At 70.2% G+C, this 19,787-nt stretch carries 16 protein-coding genes and 3 pseudogenes; 10 read left to right on the top strand and 9 right to left on the bottom strand.

The genetic code is table 11. From position 1 onward, the window contains the following. Positions 1 to 136 precede the first annotated feature (136 nt). Positions 137 to 433 carry a DUF6415 family natural product biosynthesis protein gene (locus ABD385_RS41415; RefSeq protein WP_425585507.1) on the top strand — a complete coding sequence of 99 codons (297 nt, stop codon included), beginning with the start codon at positions 137 to 139 and terminating at the stop codon, positions 431 to 433. Between the two features lie 411 nt (positions 434 to 844). Here ABD385_RS41415 and ABD385_RS29540 read toward each other — a convergent pair whose 3' ends face one another. The 3 genes from ABD385_RS29540 to ABD385_RS29530 form a co-directional block, all read right to left on the bottom strand. Next, complete coding sequence (locus ABD385_RS29540; protein WP_344581816.1) at positions 845 to 1,297, bottom strand: hypothetical protein; 453 nt, start codon at positions 1,295 to 1,297, stop codon at positions 845 to 847. 190 nt (positions 1,298 to 1,487) lie between these two features. Then, the gene (locus ABD385_RS29535; protein ID WP_344581815.1) at positions 1,488 to 2,312 is read right to left on the bottom strand and encodes a class I SAM-dependent methyltransferase; all 825 of its coding nucleotides are present in this window, start codon (positions 2,310 to 2,312) and stop codon (positions 1,488 to 1,490) included. Between the two features lie 319 nt (positions 2,313 to 2,631). Continuing rightward, a complete protein-coding gene (locus ABD385_RS29530; protein ID WP_344581813.1) occupies positions 2,632 to 4,053 on the bottom strand; it encodes a competence protein CoiA family protein in 1,422 nt (473 codons plus the stop codon). Between the two features lie 245 nt (positions 4,054 to 4,298). On the opposite strand from ABD385_RS29530, the gene ABD385_RS29525 reads away from it, so the two are divergent. Next, a complete protein-coding gene (locus tag ABD385_RS29525) occupies positions 4,299 to 4,934 on the top strand; it encodes a hypothetical protein (protein WP_344581811.1) in 636 nt (211 codons plus the stop codon). Positions 4,935 to 6,259: 1,325 nt separating this feature from the next. Here ABD385_RS29525 and ABD385_RS29520 read toward each other — a convergent pair. From ABD385_RS29520 to ABD385_RS41410, 3 genes and pseudogenes are all read right to left on the bottom strand, one after another. Further along, complete coding sequence (locus ABD385_RS29520) at positions 6,260 to 7,168, bottom strand: M14 family metallopeptidase (protein WP_344581809.1); 909 nt, start codon at positions 7,166 to 7,168, stop codon at positions 6,260 to 6,262. A gap of 1,449 nt (positions 7,169 to 8,617) precedes the next feature. Next, positions 8,618 to 8,797 carry a hypothetical protein gene (locus ABD385_RS29515; protein ID WP_344581807.1) on the bottom strand — a complete coding sequence of 60 codons (180 nt, stop codon included), beginning with the start codon at positions 8,795 to 8,797 and terminating at the stop codon, positions 8,618 to 8,620. A 163-nt stretch (positions 8,798 to 8,960) separates the two neighbouring features. Beyond that, positions 8,961 to 9,035, bottom strand: a pseudogene (locus ABD385_RS41410) (hypothetical protein); the annotation flags it as partial. 15 nt (positions 9,036 to 9,050) lie between these two features. Between ABD385_RS41410 and ABD385_RS29510 the strand changes: the two are divergent. After that, positions 9,051 to 9,173 carry a hypothetical protein gene (locus ABD385_RS29510; RefSeq protein WP_344581805.1) on the top strand — a complete coding sequence of 41 codons (123 nt, stop codon included), beginning with the start codon at positions 9,051 to 9,053 and terminating at the stop codon, positions 9,171 to 9,173. Between the two features lie 49 nt (positions 9,174 to 9,222). Here the strand turns inward: ABD385_RS29510 and ABD385_RS29505 are convergent, their stop codons facing one another. Beyond that, positions 9,223 to 9,645 (bottom strand): hypothetical protein, encoded by a 423-nt coding sequence (locus ABD385_RS29505; RefSeq protein ID WP_344581803.1) that lies wholly within the window; start codon positions 9,643 to 9,645, stop codon positions 9,223 to 9,225. A gap of 501 nt (positions 9,646 to 10,146) precedes the next feature. On the opposite strand from ABD385_RS29505, the gene ABD385_RS29500 reads away from it, so the two are divergent. Beyond that, on the top strand, positions 10,147 to 11,586 hold the full coding sequence (locus ABD385_RS29500; RefSeq protein ID WP_344581802.1) for a hypothetical protein: 1,440 nt from the start codon (positions 10,147 to 10,149) through the stop codon (positions 11,584 to 11,586). A gap of 36 nt (positions 11,587 to 11,622) precedes the next feature. On the opposite strand, the pseudogene ABD385_RS29495 reads toward ABD385_RS29500, so the two are convergent. Then, a pseudogene (locus ABD385_RS29495) lies at positions 11,623 to 13,167 on the bottom strand (helicase associated domain-containing protein); the annotation flags it as partial. 535 nt (positions 13,168 to 13,702) lie between these two features. On the opposite strand from ABD385_RS29495, the gene ABD385_RS29490 reads away from it, so the two are divergent. Both ABD385_RS29490 and ABD385_RS29485 read left to right on the top strand, forming a co-directional pair. After that, a complete protein-coding gene (locus ABD385_RS29490) occupies positions 13,703 to 14,251 on the top strand; it encodes a hypothetical protein (RefSeq protein ID WP_344581801.1) in 549 nt (182 codons plus the stop codon). Positions 14,252 to 14,323: 72 nt separating this feature from the next. Continuing rightward, positions 14,324 to 14,514 (top strand): annotated as a pseudogene (locus ABD385_RS29485) (hypothetical protein); the annotation flags it as partial. A gap of 29 nt (positions 14,515 to 14,543) precedes the next feature. Here ABD385_RS29485 and ABD385_RS29480 read toward each other — a convergent pair. After that, positions 14,544 to 15,917, bottom strand: coding sequence for an NsdA family TPR-like regulatory protein (locus ABD385_RS29480; protein ID WP_344581799.1), 1,374 nt, complete (start codon positions 15,915 to 15,917; stop codon positions 14,544 to 14,546). Positions 15,918 to 16,116: 199 nt separating this feature from the next. Between ABD385_RS29480 and ABD385_RS29475 the strand changes: the two genes are divergently transcribed. The 4 genes from ABD385_RS29475 (at position 16,117) to ABD385_RS29460 (ending at position 19,119) form a co-directional block, all read left to right on the top strand. Then, positions 16,117 to 16,242: a lasso RiPP family leader peptide-containing protein gene (locus tag ABD385_RS29475; protein ID WP_344581797.1), complete on the top strand. Its 126-nt coding sequence runs from the start codon at positions 16,117 to 16,119 to the stop codon at positions 16,240 to 16,242. Between the two features lie 159 nt (positions 16,243 to 16,401). Then, positions 16,402 to 18,237, top strand: a complete 1,836-nt coding sequence (locus tag ABD385_RS29470; protein ID WP_344581795.1) for an albusnodin/ikarugamycin family macrolactam cyclase — start codon at positions 16,402 to 16,404, stop codon at positions 18,235 to 18,237. Then, on the top strand, positions 18,224 to 18,511 hold the full coding sequence (locus ABD385_RS29465; RefSeq protein WP_344581793.1) for a PqqD family peptide modification chaperone: 288 nt from the start codon (positions 18,224 to 18,226) through the stop codon (positions 18,509 to 18,511). The genes ABD385_RS29470 and ABD385_RS29465 overlap by 14 nt, the downstream gene beginning before the upstream one ends. A gap of 5 nt (positions 18,512 to 18,516) precedes the next feature. Further along, on the top strand, positions 18,517 to 19,119 hold the full coding sequence (locus tag ABD385_RS29460) for a lasso peptide biosynthesis B2 protein (RefSeq protein WP_344581824.1): 603 nt from the start codon (positions 18,517 to 18,519) through the stop codon (positions 19,117 to 19,119). Positions 19,120 to 19,787: the final 668 nt, after the last annotated feature.

The raw sequence follows: 19,787 nt of genomic DNA, 5'->3' as shown, positions 1-19,787 counted from the left end.
GACCGGCCGGACGAACACACTCGGTCGACGTCCCACAACCACCTCCAAGACCAGGACTTGGAGACAGTCTGCTGGCCGACGACCAGCACGTCGATTACCCGGCCAAGGCTGTGTGACGAGCCACTAGCACAGCGAGATCACCGCGTGGCGGGAACTGCTCACCGGACATGCGCAGCTGCTGATCGACGACGTCCGCGCCCGCAGCCAGAGGGAAGGCCACTACGCCGAGGCCGCAGCAGCGTGCATCCGCTGCACCACCGAATCCCTCACCACCGCCACGTCCACGGACCCCCAGGCCGCCTACGCCCAAACACAGCAACTGGCACGGGCCGTCGCCGCGCTCCTCGGATTCGCCATCGAAGCCGACATCGCCGAGCCAGAGCACCACAACGACCCCCACGCATCAGCCTGGCAGCGGACAGCCCGCTGCTGACCCAGCCCCGATGATCGGGCACGCCGCCGCGCGGCCTGCCGCGCAGCCCTCTACCGTCGAACCACGCCCGGCCTGGACTGGACGGACGGGAACAGGCTGCGGCGCACTGCCCTCGCACGTCGGTGCGCCCCAGCCAACCGTCATGGATGTTCGCCGAGCCAGTGACCGCGAGCATCGCGTTCTCGTTTTCCGACCGCAGTCGGGATGTCCGCCATGTTGGCGGGCTGGTCGGTACGGAGGAACTGCGGTGCACACCGGGGCGTGGGGTCGCCGTGTCACCGGTGAGGGAGGCGTGGTCGGCGGAGGCCGCGGTCGTGCGGTTTCCGTGCAGTGCCGCCAGTACGAGTTGTACGGCGGTGTACGGACCTGTACGGCGGTGTCAGCCGTCCACGCCCGGTGCGGAAGGTCCCGTCATCCCGCCGGGGCGTCGAGGGCCGCCGAGAACCAGTCGGGACTGTATTTCTCGTGTACGAAGACCACTGCACCCTCGGGGCCTTGCATGGTGTACGCCTTGAACGCGCAGAGCCGGCCGGGATCAGCGGGCCACCGGGCACGGCCGACGTCGTACAGTCGCCGCACCGTGGCGAACCCGGACCGGCTCAGTGCGAACCCCAGGGGCTGCGCCGGGTCGTTCATGGCCGCATCCAGACGGGGGTCGTGCGCTCTCGGCGCGACGACCGTGTTGAACGAAATCGTCGCACCGTCCGGCGTGAGCAGGCGGCTGTGACGCAACCAGCACAGTTTCTCTCCCTGCAGGCGCAGCGCGGACACCGCTTCGGCGTCGCCGAGGGCGTCCGTGTGGATCTGCTCGATGGCGTCGGTGTGGATGTCCAGCGAGGCCTGTGCCGCGGCTTGGAGCAGCACGGTGGTCAGACCGTCTGCTGCCAGCAGTATGCGGGTGGCGGGGGAGGCGAATTCCGCGATGCGCGGATCCAGGCTCTCCGAGTGGGTGCGAAGGGGCAGGGGGAAGGCGGGGACGGGTGCCGTCTGATGCACGAGGGGGCAGCCTTCGCTGGGAGGTAGCGGTGCGTGCGTCGGGGCTGTCGGGAGTGTGTCAGGAGTGGTCCAGGTGCCGGCCCTGGGGCGATGCGGGCGGCTTGCGTCCCCATGTCGTGCGCACTTCGAAAAAAGGCTCCCTGGTGTCGGGTCGGCGCACATGGGCGAGGGCCTCGTCCATGGCCCCCGGCTGCATGCCGTGGGTGAGGAGGAAGTCCCGGGACTGCCGCAGGGTGCCCTCGACGAACTCGGTGAACCCGTGGTCAACGCCGACGACCGGCCGGTACGTATGCGACCCGATTGCGGTCAGCCCCATGTCGGCGAACATCTGCGGGTACCGGTGCGCGAAGCGCAGGTCGCTGCCGATCACTTCGGCCATCATCCGGTAGTGCCCTGTCACCGCTTCGCGGTAGTGAGGGTGCAGAAATTGTGTCTCGGGAAGCATGACTGCGTCGGAGAGCACCAGCAGTGCGCCGGGCTTGAGCCAGGAGAACATCCGGGGCAGCAGGTCCTCGCGCTCATGTACGTGCATCAACACCAGACGGGCGTGCACCAGGTCGAACTGGCCTGGCCGGAATCCGGGATCGGTGATGTCCGCCTGGAGCACGTCCAGTTCGCCGGGGATTCCCTTGAGGAAGGCTGTGTCACGGTCCACCGCGGTGACCCGTGCCCCTGCCTGCCGCGTCAGCCAGTGGCTGAGCGTACCGGTGCCCGCCCCGATGTCCAGACAGCACCAGCCGCACGCGACACCGAGCCCCGACAGCACGTCCCGGCTGATCGGGTCCAACGCCCCCGCCAAGCCTCCCAGCCGCTCCCGCTCGCTGTCGCATCCGGAGGAGAACAACACATCGCCGTAACGCTGTGCAGACGAGTCCACAGTCACGCCCCGACCAACGATCCACGAGTGGATTTGTCACCTGGGTCTACTGGTGGGCTCGCCTTCGGTGGTGCGGAGGAATTCGGCGACCCTGCCTGGCATGTCGGCGGTGACCGGCAGTTCCGGGGCGGGGCGGTCTCCTCGATGGCGGTGTGCTCGCCCGGCAGATCGCCCGTGAGGAAGAACAACACCGCGCCCTGGCCGCCTTCGTACGGGGCTGGGGCACGGCGGGAGGAACGTAGCGCTACTGCTGTACTGGTCGGACGACGGCGGTGTCATGCGCAGTCCATACCGAGCTCAGCGAGCGAGGTGCGTTGCGGGCATCTCAGCACATGGTGAGCTGTTCGTGCTCGGGCAGGTCGAGGTGGACGATCCGGCTCTGGGGAAGGACGTCGGCGATCTCGCGCGCCTCCTGGGCGCTGCGGGCCAGGATCAGTTCTTCCGCGAGTTTGGGCCAGGCAGCGGCCAGACCGGGGCAGGGCCGCACGATCCCGTACAGCGTCCGCCGTTTGTCGGCCACGTGGACCGGGACGCCGCGGGCGTACTGTGACCACATCATCGGCTTCTGCGGGATCTCCACCCGCAGGTTCGACGCCCGCCAGGCGTATTCGGCGACGGCGGCGAACAGCTCGGTCTGCTGCTGCGTCGACAGCCGGCCCCACCACGCCCGCGCGGTCTCCAGGTCCTGACGCTCCCTCTCCTCGCGCTCGGCCTGCTCACGGGCGAGGCGCGCCTCGTGCTCCGCCCGTTCCCGCTCCCGGCGCGCTTCCTCCTCCGCCCACCGACGCCGCATCTGTTCCATGAAGACGAGGTGCTCTTCTTCCCGCCGCAGCCGTCGACGTTCGTCCTCCTTGGCCTTCCGCACCCGCTCCTGCTCCTCCAGCTCCTTCCGGCGCTGTTTCGCAGCCTCCTCCTGCTCTTGCTGGCGGGCCTCCCGCTCCGTCCGCGCGGCCTCCTGCCGCTGCCGCATCTCCTCATGCTTGTCCTGATCGGCGATCGACCGCTTCGAGGTCCACCACAGATCCCGCTTGAACTGCCGCTGCTCACCGTCGACCGCCCGGTACACCCGCCGGTACCGGCGCAGTACCTCGGCAGGAACGAGCTGCCCCTCCAGCGCCCAGCGCACGAACCGCTCCAGCGTCTCCTCCTGGAACTCCCACCGCCCGCTCCGGTAGACGAACCCGGCGAGCCCGTCGTCCACCATCCACGGTTCCTCCCGCTCCCGCGGGGCGCGGACGCGGACGGCCGGCACCGCGCTGATCCATCGCGGCGGCCGGGCGCCCGGGTGCACCCAGCACACCCGGATCCCCTCGTCGGCGTACCGGTCGGTGCGATCAGCGATGTCGTCCACGGTGATCTGCGACAGCTGCGCCTCCCAAGCCATGCGCTGGCCCCCGTCCGTGGACGAGGCCATGACGTCCGCGCGCCACGACCCGTCCTCGGCCGGCACCTCCAGCGCCGCGAACCACCCGGCCGCCCGGACCGCGCCCGCCATTTCCAGCTTGAGCATGTGGTGCTCCCACGACTCGTTCAGCAGCTCGCACGACTTCGGCCGGTCCGGGGCGTGGCAGAAGAACCGAACTCCGTACCGGGAGACCTTCGGGTGCAGGCCCCAGGAACAGTCGGGGCAGGCGAGCGGGATGCGGGGATGGACCTTGTGGAGCTGGCCCCATTCCAGGCCGCGTCCGAGGCCTGGGAGGGTCGAGTCGAGGCGGCCCAGTTCAGGGTGCAGCGCAGTGAAAGGCATGAATCGCATCTCCCGGCGATCGGCATGCTTGCGGCGTATCTGACAGGACAGCAGATATCAGGCACCACTGACAGAGGGCCGCCGCCAGCGTCTGACGGCTGGGGCGCGCGGCCCACCGCACCGGCTCGGCGCCGAGGTCACCAGGCTGGGGTGAACTGCCGTCGGACGGCCGGGGTGGACACCCCTCTGGCGGCGGTCACCATTGCTCTCCGGCCATTGTCAGTGGGCGAGTGGAGAATCACCGGATGGCTCATGAACTGACGGAGATCGGCGAGTCCGAGATCCTTGCCGCTTCCTTACGCACATACCTGTTCGAGACCGGCTTCTCCTTCAGCGGCCTGACCGGGAAAGAGGCGACCCGGACCATCACCCGGGCGGTGGTGCAGTGGGTGGGAGCGTCGGGGTGGAGGTGCAGATCAGAAGCGCAAATGCGCTACATCGACCCGCCCGTGCTGCAGAGCGGGGGCTGTATCGCCTATTGGTCGCCTTCCTGGTCCGCCTACCTGGACTTGCGCGTCATTCGCAAAGACGGCCCACCGATCGCTGTGGAGATCGACCGCGCAGACGAGAGCACCGCCGTGGACAAGCTCCGCGACGAAGCACTCCGTGGGCGACCCGCGCTGTGGATCCGCTGGCACGGAGCACTGCGCGCCGAACTCCCGGCCGGTGTGGCCCGTTTGCACCTGCCCACGCGATCCAGTAAATCGCCCCTCCGGTACTCGCTGGCTCCGGTGGCCGGAACCGAGACGATCACCCTCGGACCAACCGTCACCCCCGAGGCCCGAGTGGAAGCCCTGCACCGCGATCAGCAACGAATCGCGGACGAGAAGCGCGCTGCTGCCCGCCCTCCAGGGCCCGGCCGTACACGCTGCTACTGGTAGGCCAGACACATCACGGAGACGGGGCGGCTTCGGCCAGTGGGAAGACTTCCCCGACGACCTGGCACAGACGCAAGCCGCCTGGAACACCACCTACAACACGCTCGCCGCGCCCCGCCCCCGCGACATCACCGCGTTGCGCCGCCGCCTGCTGCTCCTGCCCGGGCGGCTGTGGTGGCACCCCTGCTGGCAGACCGTTCCCCCGGCGCCGGCGGCGCGCTCCGAGCTGCGCAGCCGGTCCCCGCCCAGCGAGCCGTCCGGGCCGCGTAGAGCGCCGCCTCGGCCGACCAAGAGCCGGACCGTGGCCGCGGCTGGTTCTGCCGGGGATCCCGACCGCGTGCCCGGGTGCCCGCTGTGCGGTTGGCAGCCGCCAGACCGCACAGCGGGACCGACCCCGAAGCCACCGCACCACAAGGTGGAACGGGCGGGCCCATCCGACGTCAGGCAGCGGTGTGATGTTGTCCTGCACGCGTAGGCGTCACGCCATCGTTCCCGGGCCGCGCGCATCGTCGTGGGCCCGCGGCAGTGCCAGGGCTGCGGGTGCAGCGGGGTTGGCCTGGGGACCGGTGCTCGGGCCGTGGCCGGCCGCAGGCCCAACCGCTGTGTATCGGTCGATGATCTGCTCGTCGAGGCCCATCGCTTGGTGCCGCCGTCGCGCTGGGCGAGGAGGATCTGGCGGAGCTCGTTGCCGCGACCGCCCTGCGCCGCCCCGCCGCGCTCCCGGACGGCCAGGGCCCGGCGATGCTGGCCGCCCTCGCGCTGCGCCGCACGGGGTGGCCGGCCGCCGTCGGCCCGCGACCGCGTGCCCCGCTGGTGCCGCGCTCGCCTTCTTCAGGCCGGCGGGGCCGTTGGGGCGTGGGCCCGGGCGTGCCGGTGTCGCCGGCCTGGGCCGTCTTCGTCTGCACGTGCTCCGTCTGCTGGCTGCTCCCGCCCGGTGCCGGGTCCTCGTCGGTGGCCTGCGGGCGGGTCCGGCGGTCGGTGCCGTCGCGCCGGCTGAGGCCGCGGCACCGGTCCGGCCGGTGCCTCGCCGGCCGCCCGGCCGGACCGGTGCCGCGCCCTCGGTCCGCCCGCTTCGCGGTTCTGCCGGCGGCGGCCTGACGGGTTTGTGGGCACTGTCGCGCCGGGCCGCCCAGCGGCTCGGCTGGACGGTGGTGGTCGGCGGCCCGGAGGTGCTGGGCAGTCTGCTCGCGCCGGCGACGGTGAAGTCGAGGTGGCTAACGGCGGCGCGGGTGAGCGTTGTTGTGGCGCCTGCGGGTGTCGTATCGCAAGTTCCTGCTGATTTCTGCGGCCCGGGCCTTGGGTCGCAGAAATCAGCTCAGGGAGCTACTTCATCGTTGCGGGGATGCTTGTGTGGTGGAGATCGCTTCGTCGAGGGTCGTCACCGCCGCGACCAGTTCCTTCGACGTGGGAACGATGTACCGAGACGGCAGATTGAAGCCGTACTTACCCGTATCTCCAAGTTCCAGAGTGTAGGTGTATTTGACTCGCAGCTTGGCCTTGGCGTAGTCGTCGAGGCCTCCGGCTGCTGGGTAGAGCAGAATGGCACTGTTGCCGACGCTGTATTCCGTCTGGAACTCTTTTTTGATCTTGTCTGCCATCAGCCTGCCTACCCTATCCATTTCCTTATAGTCGGGTGACAGGACCTTGTCGTAGCCCCAGGGGTACAGGATGTACTGGCCGTAGGAGTGGATGTCCAAGACGGCGGCCGGCTTGGTCTTGAGCGTCTCGAAGTAGTTCTTCAGGGCGGCCGTCTCCGGCTCGGAGAACGCCTTGGTACCAGGGTAGGTTTCCTGGCACATATTGCGGCTTGTGCCCTTGCCGCCCCATTTGTAGCCCCAGTTGCGGTTCAGATCCACACCGGCACAGCGGGGACCTTTCCGCCTGTTCTTGCGCCACAAGCGGTCGTACTGGAACGTGTATTCGTAGCCGTCGGGGTTGGCCACGGGCACGATGGTCACCGTGCGGTCTTTCAGCGCGGAGGCTCTGCGGCCCTCGGTGATGTACGACATCAGGTAGGTGCAGGTCGCCGGGGAGATCCACTCCCGTCCGTGCTGGCCGCATACCAACACGATGCCCGGTTTCTTGTCTGCCGGGTCCCCGATCGTGATCGTCTTGAGCGGTCGCCCTTCGACGCTTTTGCCGATCACGGTCTCGCGCGCGATCGAGGGGTAAGCGGCGGCGACATGGTCCATGTACCCGTATATGTCTGCCAGCGGATGGTAGGTGGTCCATTCCATCCGGTTCCCCGTGGTTTGCTTACTGGAGGGCGCAGCCGTAGCCGGTGCTATCGCCGCGACCGCGGCCATGGTCACCGCGAGCCCTAACGCGGACCGTAATCCCTTACCGAACTTCACTGTTGCTCTCCCTGGTCGACCTGCCACACCGATGCTTGTTCGCAGAAGCCCGCCGCCCGGTCGATGCGCCGGGACGGTCACGGGCAAGGCAGTGGCCGCATTCCGGGAACCCAGCCCGCCACCCGGCAGGCTTCCGGTCACACCTCCAAAGATCAACGCACCTTCACTCGTACGAATGAAATCTCGGATGAATATCAGCCGATTCCTGCCGGCGGCTCGCCGCTACGGCGACGCTCGCCCTCCACCCAAGCCATGGCCCGAATCCCCGCGGCGGCGGGGTCCGCAGGAGCCCGTGCTGGGTGCGAGGTACGAAGGCTCGCACCGCCCGGCGCAAGGGCGTTGACGCAGCCGTCCAGCCAGAGGCAGAGAAGCGGGCGCGGTGCGGGGGCAGCGCCGTTCGTTGGCCAGGTTGGCGGTGAGGTCCAGACAGTGGCGGGGGCGGGCTGGGGTGTCGATGTCGTGCGGGCAGAGGTAGTCGGCGACCCAGTTCATACCGATGAAAACGGCGTCGAGGCAACCGACATCGTCCAGGAGCCAGCAGCGTGGATGACGTCGGCTTCCTCGGAACCGATGAAGGTGACGACCTGAACGTCGTTCTCCCAACGCGCGCTCCGAGCACGGCACCCGCAGGCGTCTAGGGCCGCCAGCAGGTCTTCGAAAGGGGCCGGTTCCGGTGGTGGTGCCGTTGCCCGTCGCTTCCGAACTTCACCCCCGCTGCGTCCTCGTCGCCAGCCGGGCGCTGCCGTGCGATGCCGGCCGGGTGGTCGCGGAGCGGTCGCTGAGCTCTGACAGTGTTCGTCGCCCGCGTGTACCGCTTCGTCGACCAGGCGCCATCGTCCGCCTGTCCGCCTGTCCGCCTGTCCGCCTGTCCGCCTGTCCGCCTGTCCCCATGCCTTGCCTGTGGTGGCTGCGCCCTCGGACGCCACAGGTCCCGCGCCGCCGGCGGGCGCGGCACTGTCACCACAGGGCGGATCGAATGCGGAATCGTTGCGGGATGCCGGGCCGGCTGCTGAGGAGTCACCTTCGCCGATGTCGATGCCGCTGCCTGCGGCCGGTGCCGGCGTTGGAGCCAGCGGTGCCGGGGGCGTTACCGACAGCCGGGCCGCCGGCCGCCGAGCCGGCCCGGGCCGCCAGTTTCCGCGCCTGCCCGTCGAGGGTGTACCTCCACGAGTCGGCGCTGGCACCGCCGTCAGCAACTCCCGTCCTGTCCCCGGGGGCAGTGACCAGGACGGCGACGAGGGCAGCGAGTCGGGCCGGGAGCCGCGTCCCCTTTCTGGAGGGCTGGGGCGCGGCGGGTGGTGGCCTTTCTTCGCTGTGCGCGGCTTGTCGTCGTCACGCGGCGGCGAACTCCTCGACGGGGGCGAAGGGGCTGGGGTAGGCGGCCATTTCCTCCAGTCGCCGGATGACGGCACGCGTATCGCCAAGGGCCCGGTGGCCGCCGCGTAGCTTCTGCCATGTGTAGCTGCCGAAGTAGTCGTGCCAGTCGCCGTAGAAGGCCGCGTACTGCTCCATCGCGCACTTCTCCCACACCTGCGCGTCCAGCCAGGTCTGGGCGGCCGGATGCCGCCCGGGTGTCGTAAGGGGAGCGCTTGGCCAGGTCGACTGTGCCGTCGGCCTGGTGATGCAGGTGGAGCTCCCACAGCAGCCGGCCGGTGTCGTAGGCCCGGTTGTAGATCACGATCCGGCGTCCGGCGAGGGCCTCGGTGAGGCGGGGGAGGACCTCGGAGAAGGTGGGCGCGTCGTGGACCATGGCGTCGGTGATGCCGTGAATCGCCGTCGCCTCAGCCGGGATCGGCTCGCCCGGCAGATCGCCCGGGAGGAGCAGCAGCGCCGCGCCCTGGAGGACTTCGCCGGCCGGTGGCGCGCGGCGGGCGGTGAGCAGTCCTAGGCGGTGGCTTGCGCGGGTCGGGCGAGGAGCAGCAGGACGGCCTGGAAGGTCAGCGGCTCCTGATGGTGCCGCGGACGAGCGCGTAGGGCATGACGCAGAAGGCGCCGAGGGTGGTGGCGACGATCAGGGTGAGGAACAGCCAGTAGGAGAAGCCGTGGCCGTTGGACGAGGCGAGGAGGTACCCGTACGTGAGGCTGGTGAGGATGCCGGTGAGGGCGATACCGGCCGCCCACCCCACCACGGTGAGCCCGAAGCCGAGACCGATGTACGCCCAGAACAGGGCGGGGCCGGCCACGGCCGCGATGGCCAGGAACACCGGGAAGTCGATGTCCCGGCCGCCGATGTAGTCCGTGAGCTCAGGTACCGAGATGAAGGTCATTAAGCCCATGTAGGCGACGGCGATGACGACCAAGACAGTGGTGAGCACGCGGGCGGTGCGGGTGGTGGGAGGGGTGTTCGCGGCGTCGGTCATGAGGCGGTGGGCTCCTTCTCCTACGGCGGGCAGGGCAGTCGGCCCCGCTCCGGTATAGCCGATGGGGACCACAGGGGTGCGTGCTTCCCGGCAAGGCTCCCCGGGGCCGGTGACGAACAAGCCACTCGAAGCGGTGACGCGACACCGGTGACGGCAACGCACCCGCTCGGCCGTGCAACACCAGCTCTGCAAGACGTCAGCACATTGCACCTCTGAACTGCGAAAACACCGGCCAACGGGAGGTCTGGGCGCTCACGTTGCAGTGCGTGTTGCACCGCCGTCCGGTGCCGGAAGGTAAGACGAAGGCCCCGGGGGTCACGACGTCCCGGGGCCTCCACTTCGCTGACCTCCCAGTTCAACGACGGGCGAGGTGGCGTGTCACGCCCACTCCCGCGGCGCGTCTGGCTGCGCTCTGGAGGGCCTGTCGCGTGGGATCTGCAGGGCCGCGGCAGCCCGCAAAAGCCAGCGGCGTTGACCTTTCCCAGTGGATACATTCGGGTGGTGAATGAGATCGCGCGCCGAGACGTGCTGCCGCCTGCTGTGGACGACCTTGAACGCTTCGAGGAGATGCTCCTCGATCAGCTCGCCGAGACCGGGCTCCCGACTGACGGAGTGCTGGTGGAGCTGGCGGAACGCGGGCAGGCACTCGCGAGCTTCGGGGGCGCTCTCCGGCGACTGCCGATGGAAGACCGCGGCCGGTCGGTGTATGTGAGCAAGATGATCACTGCGGCGGCCGCCGGACTCTTCGACGCGGCGCTCAACTACCTGTGGAACGAAACAGTCGGCGAGCTTCGCCGGCGCGTAGCCGGATACGACCTGGCCTACTTCTTCGACATCGCCGTTCCGTCACACGACCGACGGAAGCACCTGTCGACGGAGGACGACCTGGTCAAGGTCGACGACATCGACCTGCTGCGTGCTGCTCGCGAGATCGGACTGCTTTCCGCCACCGGCCACGCTCAGGTTGACCACATCCGCTACATGCGGAACTACGCCAGTGCTGCCCACCTCAACCAGGTGGAACTCACTGGCATGCAGCTCGCCGCCTGGCTGGAGACGTGCGTACGGCAGGTCATCACCCTGCCGTACGACACCATCACGGCCGAGACGGGCAAGCTGCTGGCCAACATCAAGAAGGACCAGCTCGACTCGAGCGAGGTCAAGAACACCACGGCGTTCTTCGAAGACCTTCCCGCAGACCGTGCCGACGCGCTCGGCGCCGGCCTGTTCGGCCTCTACACCAACACCAGCCGCACACCGGTCGTCGCCAACAACGTCCTCATGCTGTGGCCGGAGCTGTGGCCAGAGATCAGCGAAGAGGCGCGGCAGCGCTTTGGCGTCCAGTACGGCCGATTCAGCGCCAGCGCCGACATGACGCAGGCCCGGGCGGCCAAGGAGCTCCTCAACCTCGTCGACGGCGGGGCCTACCTGCCGGAGAACGAGCGGGCGGCAGAGATCGATGGGGTACTGGACGACCTGCTGGCCGCTCACCACGGCTACAACAACTTCCACACCGAACCGGCACCGGCTCGATCCCTGGCCGTGCTCGTTGGACAGTACGGCAACGTCCCGGAAGCGGTGGAAGGCAAGTACGTCCTCACGCTGGTCGAGGTCTTCCTCGGAAACGAGTGGGGCGTATCCAACGCGGCCGTACCCAGCTACGACAAGCTGTTCGGGAAGCTGACGAGCAGCCAGGCCGGCCGCGTGCTGCGCAGCTTCACCGAGGCGCCGATCTCCGCCAAGCTCTGGTTCGCCAAGCCTCGGGCACGGTGGAAGAAGCTGCTCGACATCATCGAGCCCAAGCTGACCGCCCGCTCGGACCGGGAACTGTTCGAGGCGGTACGCGCCTTCACCGGGACCCCGGACAAGCTGGCCAGCGACACCAAGATTGCTCGGCTGGCCACCCCCCGGCGCGTCGTACGGCGCCCGAAGAAGAAGTGAAGGGGTGGGCTCCATACCCGGAGCCCACCCCCTCGCCTACGCCCAGTCGATGCCGAGCTCCTGCAGTGCATGCCGTTGTTCGGTGGTGAGTTTGTCGCGTCGGGTCTTGGTGTTGGAGATCCACACGCCCAGTTTCACGATCACCGGCTCCGCCTGGCCGTTGACCGTGATCTCCTCGACCGTTCCGCGTGGCACAGGTCGGTCCGTGCCTTCCCGCTCCACCCACTGTGCGAGGGCCGCCAGGCCGCGCTGGAACGCCTGCTGCGCCTTGCTCGGGCCCTTCGTCGCACGGGACGCCACCGGTGCGGGAGACGGGGTCGCAGGTGCGGTGATGCCGAGCGCGGTCAGCCGCTGCTGCTCGGGGAGGAGTTGCGCCCAGGTGCCCGGTTCCTGCTGCCGCCATCGCCACTTGCCCACGTCGTCGCCGTCGAAGACGACGCCCGGCGCGATGTAGGGCAGAACGCCGTCGGCGTCGACCAGGTCGGCGACCACTCGGCAGTGGCGCTGCCAGTCCAGCGGCCATGGCCAGTCCCAGTCCGGGTCGATCTCGGTGAGCTGCGCCGCGCGTGCGGCTGCCCGCTCCGGGTCCTTGCCCAGGCCGTTCTTCGCGCCCTTGCGCCGGAGGCTGGCCACGTGCTGCCCGACGGGCACCATCGCCTCGCCCTCGCCCCACACCGCGTCCTGACGCGGCGCGAGGTGCCCGGTGGCCCGCCGGTACGACCGCAGGGCGGCGAGCTTGGCCTCCCACGCTTCCTCGCCCGGCTCCCAGACCATCCCGGCCTCCGGCGCGTCCAGCAGCGTCTTGCGCCGGTCCTCCAGCTCCCCGGCCCGCAGCGCCTTCCTCTGCTGGTGCACCCACCGCCCGAGCGGGAAGTCCTTCGTGACGCCGACCTCGACCTCAACGTCATACGGGACGGCGTAGACGCCGTTGATCTCGTGCTCCTTTCGCCAGCGGATCAGGGCCTGGTAGCCCTCCAGCCACACCAGCGACTCCGGCCGGTACACCCGGGTCCGCAGGAACGCCGCGATCGTCGCCGCGTCGCGCGGGCTGGAGAAGTGCAGCAGCGCCGACTCGGCAGCGGCGTCGGCGTCGTCCTGCTCCTGGTCCGCGCCGTCGCTCTCGCCGCCGGCCCCGACGATCCGCCCGTCCTCGTCACGCTGGACGTGCACGGTGTGCTCGTGCTTCCTTCGGGTCAGGGCGCGGGAGGCGAGCTGCTCGACCAGGCGCTCATCGTGCGAGCGCAGGCCCTGGAGCACGGCCACGAGCGGCTTGAAGCTGGCGGAGGCGACCATGTCGGTTGGGTCCTAGTTCGGCTCCAGGAACACCGGCACGATGATCCTGGCGACCTTGGTGGAGCCGTCCTTGTTGGGCCGGAGCGCGCGGCCGATGTTCTGCACGATCTCTACCTGCGAGCCGCGGGTGTCGGCGAAGCAGATGGCTTCCACGCCCCGCTCGCCGGTGATGTCGACGCCTTCCCCGAGCACGCGTACCGAGGCGAGGAAGGCGCGGTGGACCCGGCGCCCGGCCGCGTCGATGCCATTGGCGAACTGTCGGAGCACCTCGCGGCGTTCGGCCACGATGACGCTCGGAGGGGGGTTAGTTGGTGTACGGGGTGTGGGCTGATCTGGGGTGTTGCTGATTGGTTGAGAGGCCGGGCGAGCGGTTCGAGCGGGGAGGTCAGCGTGTGTGAGCTGGGGTTGTGTCTTTTGCGTTGAGTGGAGCCGGGCTCGTTGTATGTATCGGTAGCGCTAAAAGACCCGGTGTGTGTTTGTGCTGGTCGGGGCTGTTCTGCCTGGTCGTGGGTGGGGTTAGCGGGTCCGGGTGGGGCGGTGGTGGGTTTCGGCCCGCTGCTGTTGGCCCACCTCGGTGTGCTGCCACCCGGGGCGTAGTGTGCTCGTCGCTGACGGTCGGTTGGAGCCGGACGCTGGTGCCAGGCCGGGTGGCTCGCTGGTCGGGCGGCCCGTGCAGAGGACCGTCGCACCAGTTTGTCGTCCGTCGCGCCCGTGTTGGCTGCTGTCTGGAAGCTCTCTGCGCGGCGGCCGCTGTGGGTGCGATGTTGCCGTCGTCGCGTTGGTGGTGCTGGCAGAGTGGTGGGGCAAACGGGGAGGGGCCGTCATGTTGGGGTTGCTCGGTTTCTACGACGAGTTCGAAAAGAGTCCCGGGCAGCCGAATGGTCCTGTGCGTGATGCTGTGCGACCGGTCGGAGAACCAGATGCGACAGCACTGGTTTCCTACCTCGATGCCGGTCACGTGTTGCTCGACGTCATGGAAGGCGGCAATGACGTCATCACAGGAGAGGCTCACCGCCACTCGCCAGGCTGCTCCTCGCTGCTCACCGACGGAGCGTGGCTCTGGCGGCAGGACTTCCCTCACTACGTGGAGACCCACCACGTCCTGCTCCCCGCCGTGTTCATCGAGCGCGCCCGCGGCCTGAACTACCAGATGCCCACGCTCAACTGTGCGCAGTTCGCTCCCCACTTCGACGAGACCATGCCCGTGATCGGCTGGACGTCAGCCGTGCCCTGGCGATCGACCAAACCCGTCATCGAACCCGAGCCGCGCACGGTGATGAGCAAGACGGAATACGACGCCCAGACGCTGGCTCGAAGCCGGCACCGGCCAGGTAGCAAGCGCACCAAGCCACGCAAACCGAGATCGCCCTAGCGTTCGAGAGAGCGCGGCCGGTTCCCGCCGTGGCGCTGGCTCGTGGGGTGGCGCGGGCCGGGCCCCGCCCGCCTCGGCGAGCGCGGCGCGTCCGCGGTGATGTTGATGGCCAAGCCGAGGCACAAGAAGGTCGGGAACGTCCGCCGGTACTTCAGCCCTCTGCGGAGGCCGTCGTCGAGGTGACCGGTCTGCTGGCGCCCGGTGACGCCCGGCGGCCAGTAGGTCGCGCCACCGGCTGGCGGATGCCGTCCGCGGCCGGCTAGGCGGGCCTTGGCCGACAGGGCGCGATCTGTCAGGCGCTGGCGAGGAAGTCGATGGCGCGTTCGTCGAGTTCGGCCGCGCACCGTACGCCGCGGGCGCGGAAGCGGGCGAGGTCGCGGCGCATGCTGGTGAGGGCCTTGCGGGTGCGGACGGACCGGACGCCGTCCATGTGGTCGATGGCCCGGTTCCAGGTGGCGCACGCCTGCTCGATCTGGCCGCGTTTGAGGTGCATTTCGGCGCCGGCCACCAGGTCGAGGGCGACGATCCGCGCGTAGGTGCCGGCGGGGCGGGAGGCGGCGGCGCGGGCGTACTGCTCGGCGGCGGCCCGGTGGTCGCCCAGCGTCTCGTGGACCTTGGCGGTGCGCGAGTAGACGGAGGCGGCTGGAGGGCCCCAGGTCAGGGCCCAGAACGGTACCTCGTCACCTGGTGCGGAGGTCAGCAGGGCGCGCGCCTGCTCGGCCTCGGCGAGGGCTGCCTGTGGCTGGCCGGACTTGGCGAGGGTGTGGGCGTGGACGACGCGGAAGAGGGATTCGGTCTGGGCGTCGACCTTGCCTTTGGCGCGGTCCAGTCCGGTCTCGGCGAGGCCCTGGCAGTGCTCGGGCCGGTGCAGCTTGAGCCCTTGCATGGCCATGGTGCGCATCACGAACCCGTCGTGGCCGGTGATCCCGGATTCGACGGCGAGCGCGTAGGACTGGAGGTAGTAGCGCTGCGCGAGGCCCTGCTGACCCGCGTCGTAGGACTTCCAGCCCAGGAGGTGCACGCCTCGGGAGGCGGCGGAGAGCATGTGCCGGCGGATCTCCTCGGTGCGGAAGCGGCCCCGGCACAGCGGGGCGACGTCGTCGCGCAGGTACTGCACGAGCGCGCTGCGGCCGTGCTGTCCGCCGTGGCGTTCGTCCATCTCGGAGAAGACACGCACCATGTCGCGTACGGCGGCGACCTCGGCCATGCCGACGATCTGGCCGGTGCGGGCCGCGGCGCTGCGGTCGGCGATCTCCTGGACGTAGGACAGCGGCAGTGCGGCAGCGGCCACCGAATAGGCGGAGGTCATCAAAAAGCGGCGCCGATCCAACTCGAACCTCCACATCGGCAGCAGGGCGTCGATCGGGTCAGCCCCGAGCGACAGGCCGATGCTGTCATCCTCTCCGCCATCCTCGTCCGCCAGCCCGAGGTCGTGCAGCGTCAGCAGGCGGCCCAGACGCCGGGACAGCGCCACGGCGAGGTAGCGGCCGGTGTCGCCGGCGGGCGTGACGCCCGCGATCCAGTGCTCGACGGTGGACTTGTTGGTCCGTAAGCCGGTGCCGCACTCGGCGGCCACCGCGCGGACAGCCTTGGCCAGGGCCGCATACGTCAGCCCGGATTCGGCGACGAGGTCCCGCAGCTGGTGGTTCGGCGTTCGCGTGGTCATGAGCACCTGCCCGTATACCCGATATACCGCTTGCCCTGCCCGCCACCGTACCGCCGCACGGGCCAGGCGGGTTGACTGTTCATCAGGCCAGGCGGCTGGGCCCAAGAGGCTCCCCGGGTCCCGCCGTTCGGCGTGCACCGCCCGTCCACCGGCGCCCACTTCCGGGCGCGGGGGACGACAAGACCTGGAGGTTTCGATCATGGAGCAGACCACCATCCCCGTGTACGTGGCGCCCCTCGTCCTGGACGTCGGGGACGTCGCCGAGGTGACGCTGGGGACGAACAACTTCGACACCGCCGACGACACCCAGTACAAGAACGCCTGATCCACCGGGTTTGGCTCGGGGCCGCAGTGGCTACGTGCCGCGGCCGGCTCCGGGTGTAAGCGGGCGCCGGGCTACGAAGGTCGTGCTGGGGCACGGCCACAAACGGCCCGGCGCTCGCTCTTTTCCCAGACCACCGAAGTGAACTTCGAGGAGCGACTGATGCGGTGGAGCACGGGCTGGTACGCAGGAAGCGGACACGACCGGGTGCCGAGGGGCAGCCGGCCGGTGCCGGGCCACGAGGCGGCATGGACGGTTGGCTGGCCCGCCAGCCGGGTCCGCACGGCGGGCTCCGGCCCGCTGGCGTTGGCCATGGTCGGTGACTGCGGCGCCGACGACCAGCAGCTCGGGCAGGCGCTGGAGCGGGTACGGGCGAAGGACTGGCGGGCGCTGACCCGCTGGCCCGGCTCCTACCTGACGATCGCCCGCAGTGGCGAAGCGCTGGCGGTAATCGGTGACCTGGCCGGTCAGCACCCGGTGTACTGGCGGACCGAAGGAACCGGGACCTGGTGGTCGACGTCGGCCGGTGCACTGGCCGCGCTGGACGGGGCGCAGGTCGATCCGACCGCGCTGGCCGCCCATCTGGCCTTCGGGCAGCCGGACGTGCTCGGGCAGCGAAGCCTGTTCCGCGCGGTGAGCCGGGTACCGACCGGGCACCTGCTGCTGATCACCCCCGAGCAGACCGCGGCCGTACGCTACGAACCGGCCGAGTACACGCCGGTGAACCTGCACGATGCCGCCCCGACGGTGCGGGCCTCGCTGAGCGAGGCGGTCGCTGTCCGGCTCGGCGACCGGCCGATCAGCGCGGATCTGGCCGGGCTGGACTCCACCACGCTGGCCTGCCTCGCGGCCAGGAGCGGGCCGGTGGCCGCGGTGACGTTCGCCGACGACCGCCTGCGCGACGACGACCTGGCGTACGCGGTCCGCACCGCGGCCACGGTGCCCAACCTCGCGCACCATAAGGTGCCCGGCAGTGCGCGGACCGTGTACTACGCCGGGGTCGGCGACCTGGACCGTCTGCCGATCACCGACGCGCCCAACGCGTACGTGGTGACCGCTTCCATCAAACGGGCCGTCCTGGACACGGTCGCCGCCCGAACCCGCGCTCCCGGCGTGCACTTCACCGGTGCGGCCGGGGACGCGGTGCTGTCCGCGCCGTCCGCCTACCTCGCCGATCTGCTGCGCACCCGGCAGCACCGCCGGGCCTTCCAGCACGCCCAGGCGCACGCCCGGCTGCGGCACACCTCCGTACTGTCCGTGCTCCGCCGGGCCCGCCCCGCCTCCCGCACCGACCTGCCCGCCTCCTGGCGCCAGCTCGCCACCACGCTGCGTCAGGCACCTGGGGAGTGGGTTCCGCAGGCCCAGCAGCCGGCGGCCTGGACGCCGTTGCTGGCAACCGCGCACTGGATGAGCCCCGACGTACGGGGCCAGCTCGCGAACGCTCTCGATACGGCGGCCGACCACAGCGCCGAGGCGCCCCGGCTCCTGGCAGCGTGGGCGGACCGCCAAGACCTGGTCCGGGTCGGCGCGGACACCAGCGGGTGGCGCGAGATCGCACTCGCCGGTCACGGCATCGAGATCGCCGCCCCCTTCCTGGACAACGAGGTCATCCGGGCCTGCCTCGCCGTACCCGCCGACCAGCGCGCCGCCGCCGGCCGATACAAGCCGCTGCTGGCCGAGGCGTTCACCGGCACCAGCGTGCTGCCGGGCTTCGTGCTGTCCCGGGTGACCAAGGGCGGGTTCAACGCGCTCGCCTACGCGGGCCTGACCCAGAACGCCCCCGTGCTCATGGACCTGCTGGGCTCCTCCTCGCGGCTGGCCGCCGCCGGACTGGCCACCGAAGCGCCTGTGGCGAGGATGCTGGCGCGGGCGGCGGCCGGACAGTCAACCGCCCACGGCGCGCTGCACCTGGCCGTGGCCGCTGAGGTGTGGCTGCGGCGGTTGGAGGCGCACGCCGCCTCTTCGTGGTGGGAGGTGGGGGCTCATGCGGCTGCGTGAGAGCGCCCACGCGGTGCTGACCGATGCGGGCGGCGCCATCCTCGATGAGCGCACCGGGCGTTGGACGCACCTGACGCCGACCGCGTCCGCGGCGCTCATGCTCCTGCTGGCAGGGAGCACCGAGGACCAGGCCGCCGGACGTTTCGCCGAGCGGTACGGCATCGCCGCCGAGCAGGCCGCCCGCGATATGCGCACGGTCGTCGACACGCTCACCGCCCAGGGCCTGGCGGCTGAACCGGTGCCCGTTCGCCGCTGGTGGAGGTGGTGGCGGTGACCAGCATGGAGGCGTACTCCACTGTCCGCATTGGCACGTATCCCGAGCGGCTGGCCGCAGCCGCGGGCCTCGCCTTGGCGCTCGTCTTGCTGCACCGGCCCCTCCGCCGCAAGGTCCGCTTCCGCTACACCGTCCGCGGCGCCCGCCTTGCCCGCCGGATCGGCCACCGCGACCTCGACCCCGCGCGGGCCGAGGCGCTGGTCGACGCCGTCCGGCACACCGCCCGGCTGTGGCCGGGACGTGCCGCCTGCATGGAGACCTCTCTGGGCGCCGTGCTCGCCGCGGCCCTGCTCGGCCATCGCCTCAACTGGTGCCTGGGCGTGCGCTTCCAGCCGCCGCCGGTCGAATACCACGCCTGGGCCGAAATGCCCTGGGGCGGGCCGGTCGGCGAGTACACCGCCGGCGGGTGGCACCAGCACACGGCCCTGACGATCTGGGACGTCTTGGACGCCGCGGCCGGCAGCCCCTGGGGGTTCTCGCAGTGGGACACCGACGATCCGGAGGGCGAAGATGTCCGCATCGGATCCGTCGGCCAGCTCTCGGTGATCTACTTCGCCAACCGCGCCCTGCGCCACCTGTCGGTCCTGGACATCGTCTGGCTCGGGTAGCCGCCGTGCCGACGCCCCGCCCGACCGTCCGCTGCCCGCGTCGACCGAGCCAGCGGGTCGCGAGCCGGCTCCGCACGGCCAGCGAAGGGGGCGCGCTCACCGGTGCCGTTACGGCTAGGCGTGCTGGTCGTTGATCCCGTTATGACTATGCGTGAGGTTTCTCATCTCTGCAGGATGTGCACCGCCGGCTTGTCCGCGGGACCGGCCTGCCTCGTCGACGGCGTCGTGAAGCGGAAGCGACGAGCGGTCTTCGGCACCTTCCTGATCTGCCAGGACTGCTACCTCAAGGGCGCCCCGGACCCGGTCACCGGCCGGACGCGCTCGCAGGCGGCCCGGCAGACGGACGGAGCCTGGTGGCTGGACCTGACGGGTCGTGGAGAGGTCCTGGCGCCTGAGCCGTGCCTCGCCTGCGGGATCGTCGTGGTGCGCCGGGCGGAGAGGCTGCTGCGGGGGGTGACGTGTTCGCGGGCGTGCCGGACGTCCCTCACGCGCAGGCGTAACGGTGGGCGGGGGTCGGGCCGGCCGTGCGGCAGTTGCGGCCGGCCCGTGATGTCTGGGCGTGCGGATTCTGCGTACTGCGACGCGGCGTGTCGTCAAAAGGCATACCGCCGCCGAGTCGCCGACCGCGCAGCGGAAGCGAGCGTCGACCGTGCGACGGACCCGGTCGC

This window comes from Streptomyces lunalinharesii (assembly GCF_039532155.1).
Taxonomy (GTDB): domain Bacteria; phylum Actinomycetota; class Actinomycetes; order Streptomycetales; family Streptomycetaceae; genus Streptomyces; species Streptomyces lunalinharesii.
The sequence above is the reverse complement of the archived record's forward strand: the minus strand, read 5'-3'. Positions and strand labels throughout refer to the sequence as shown.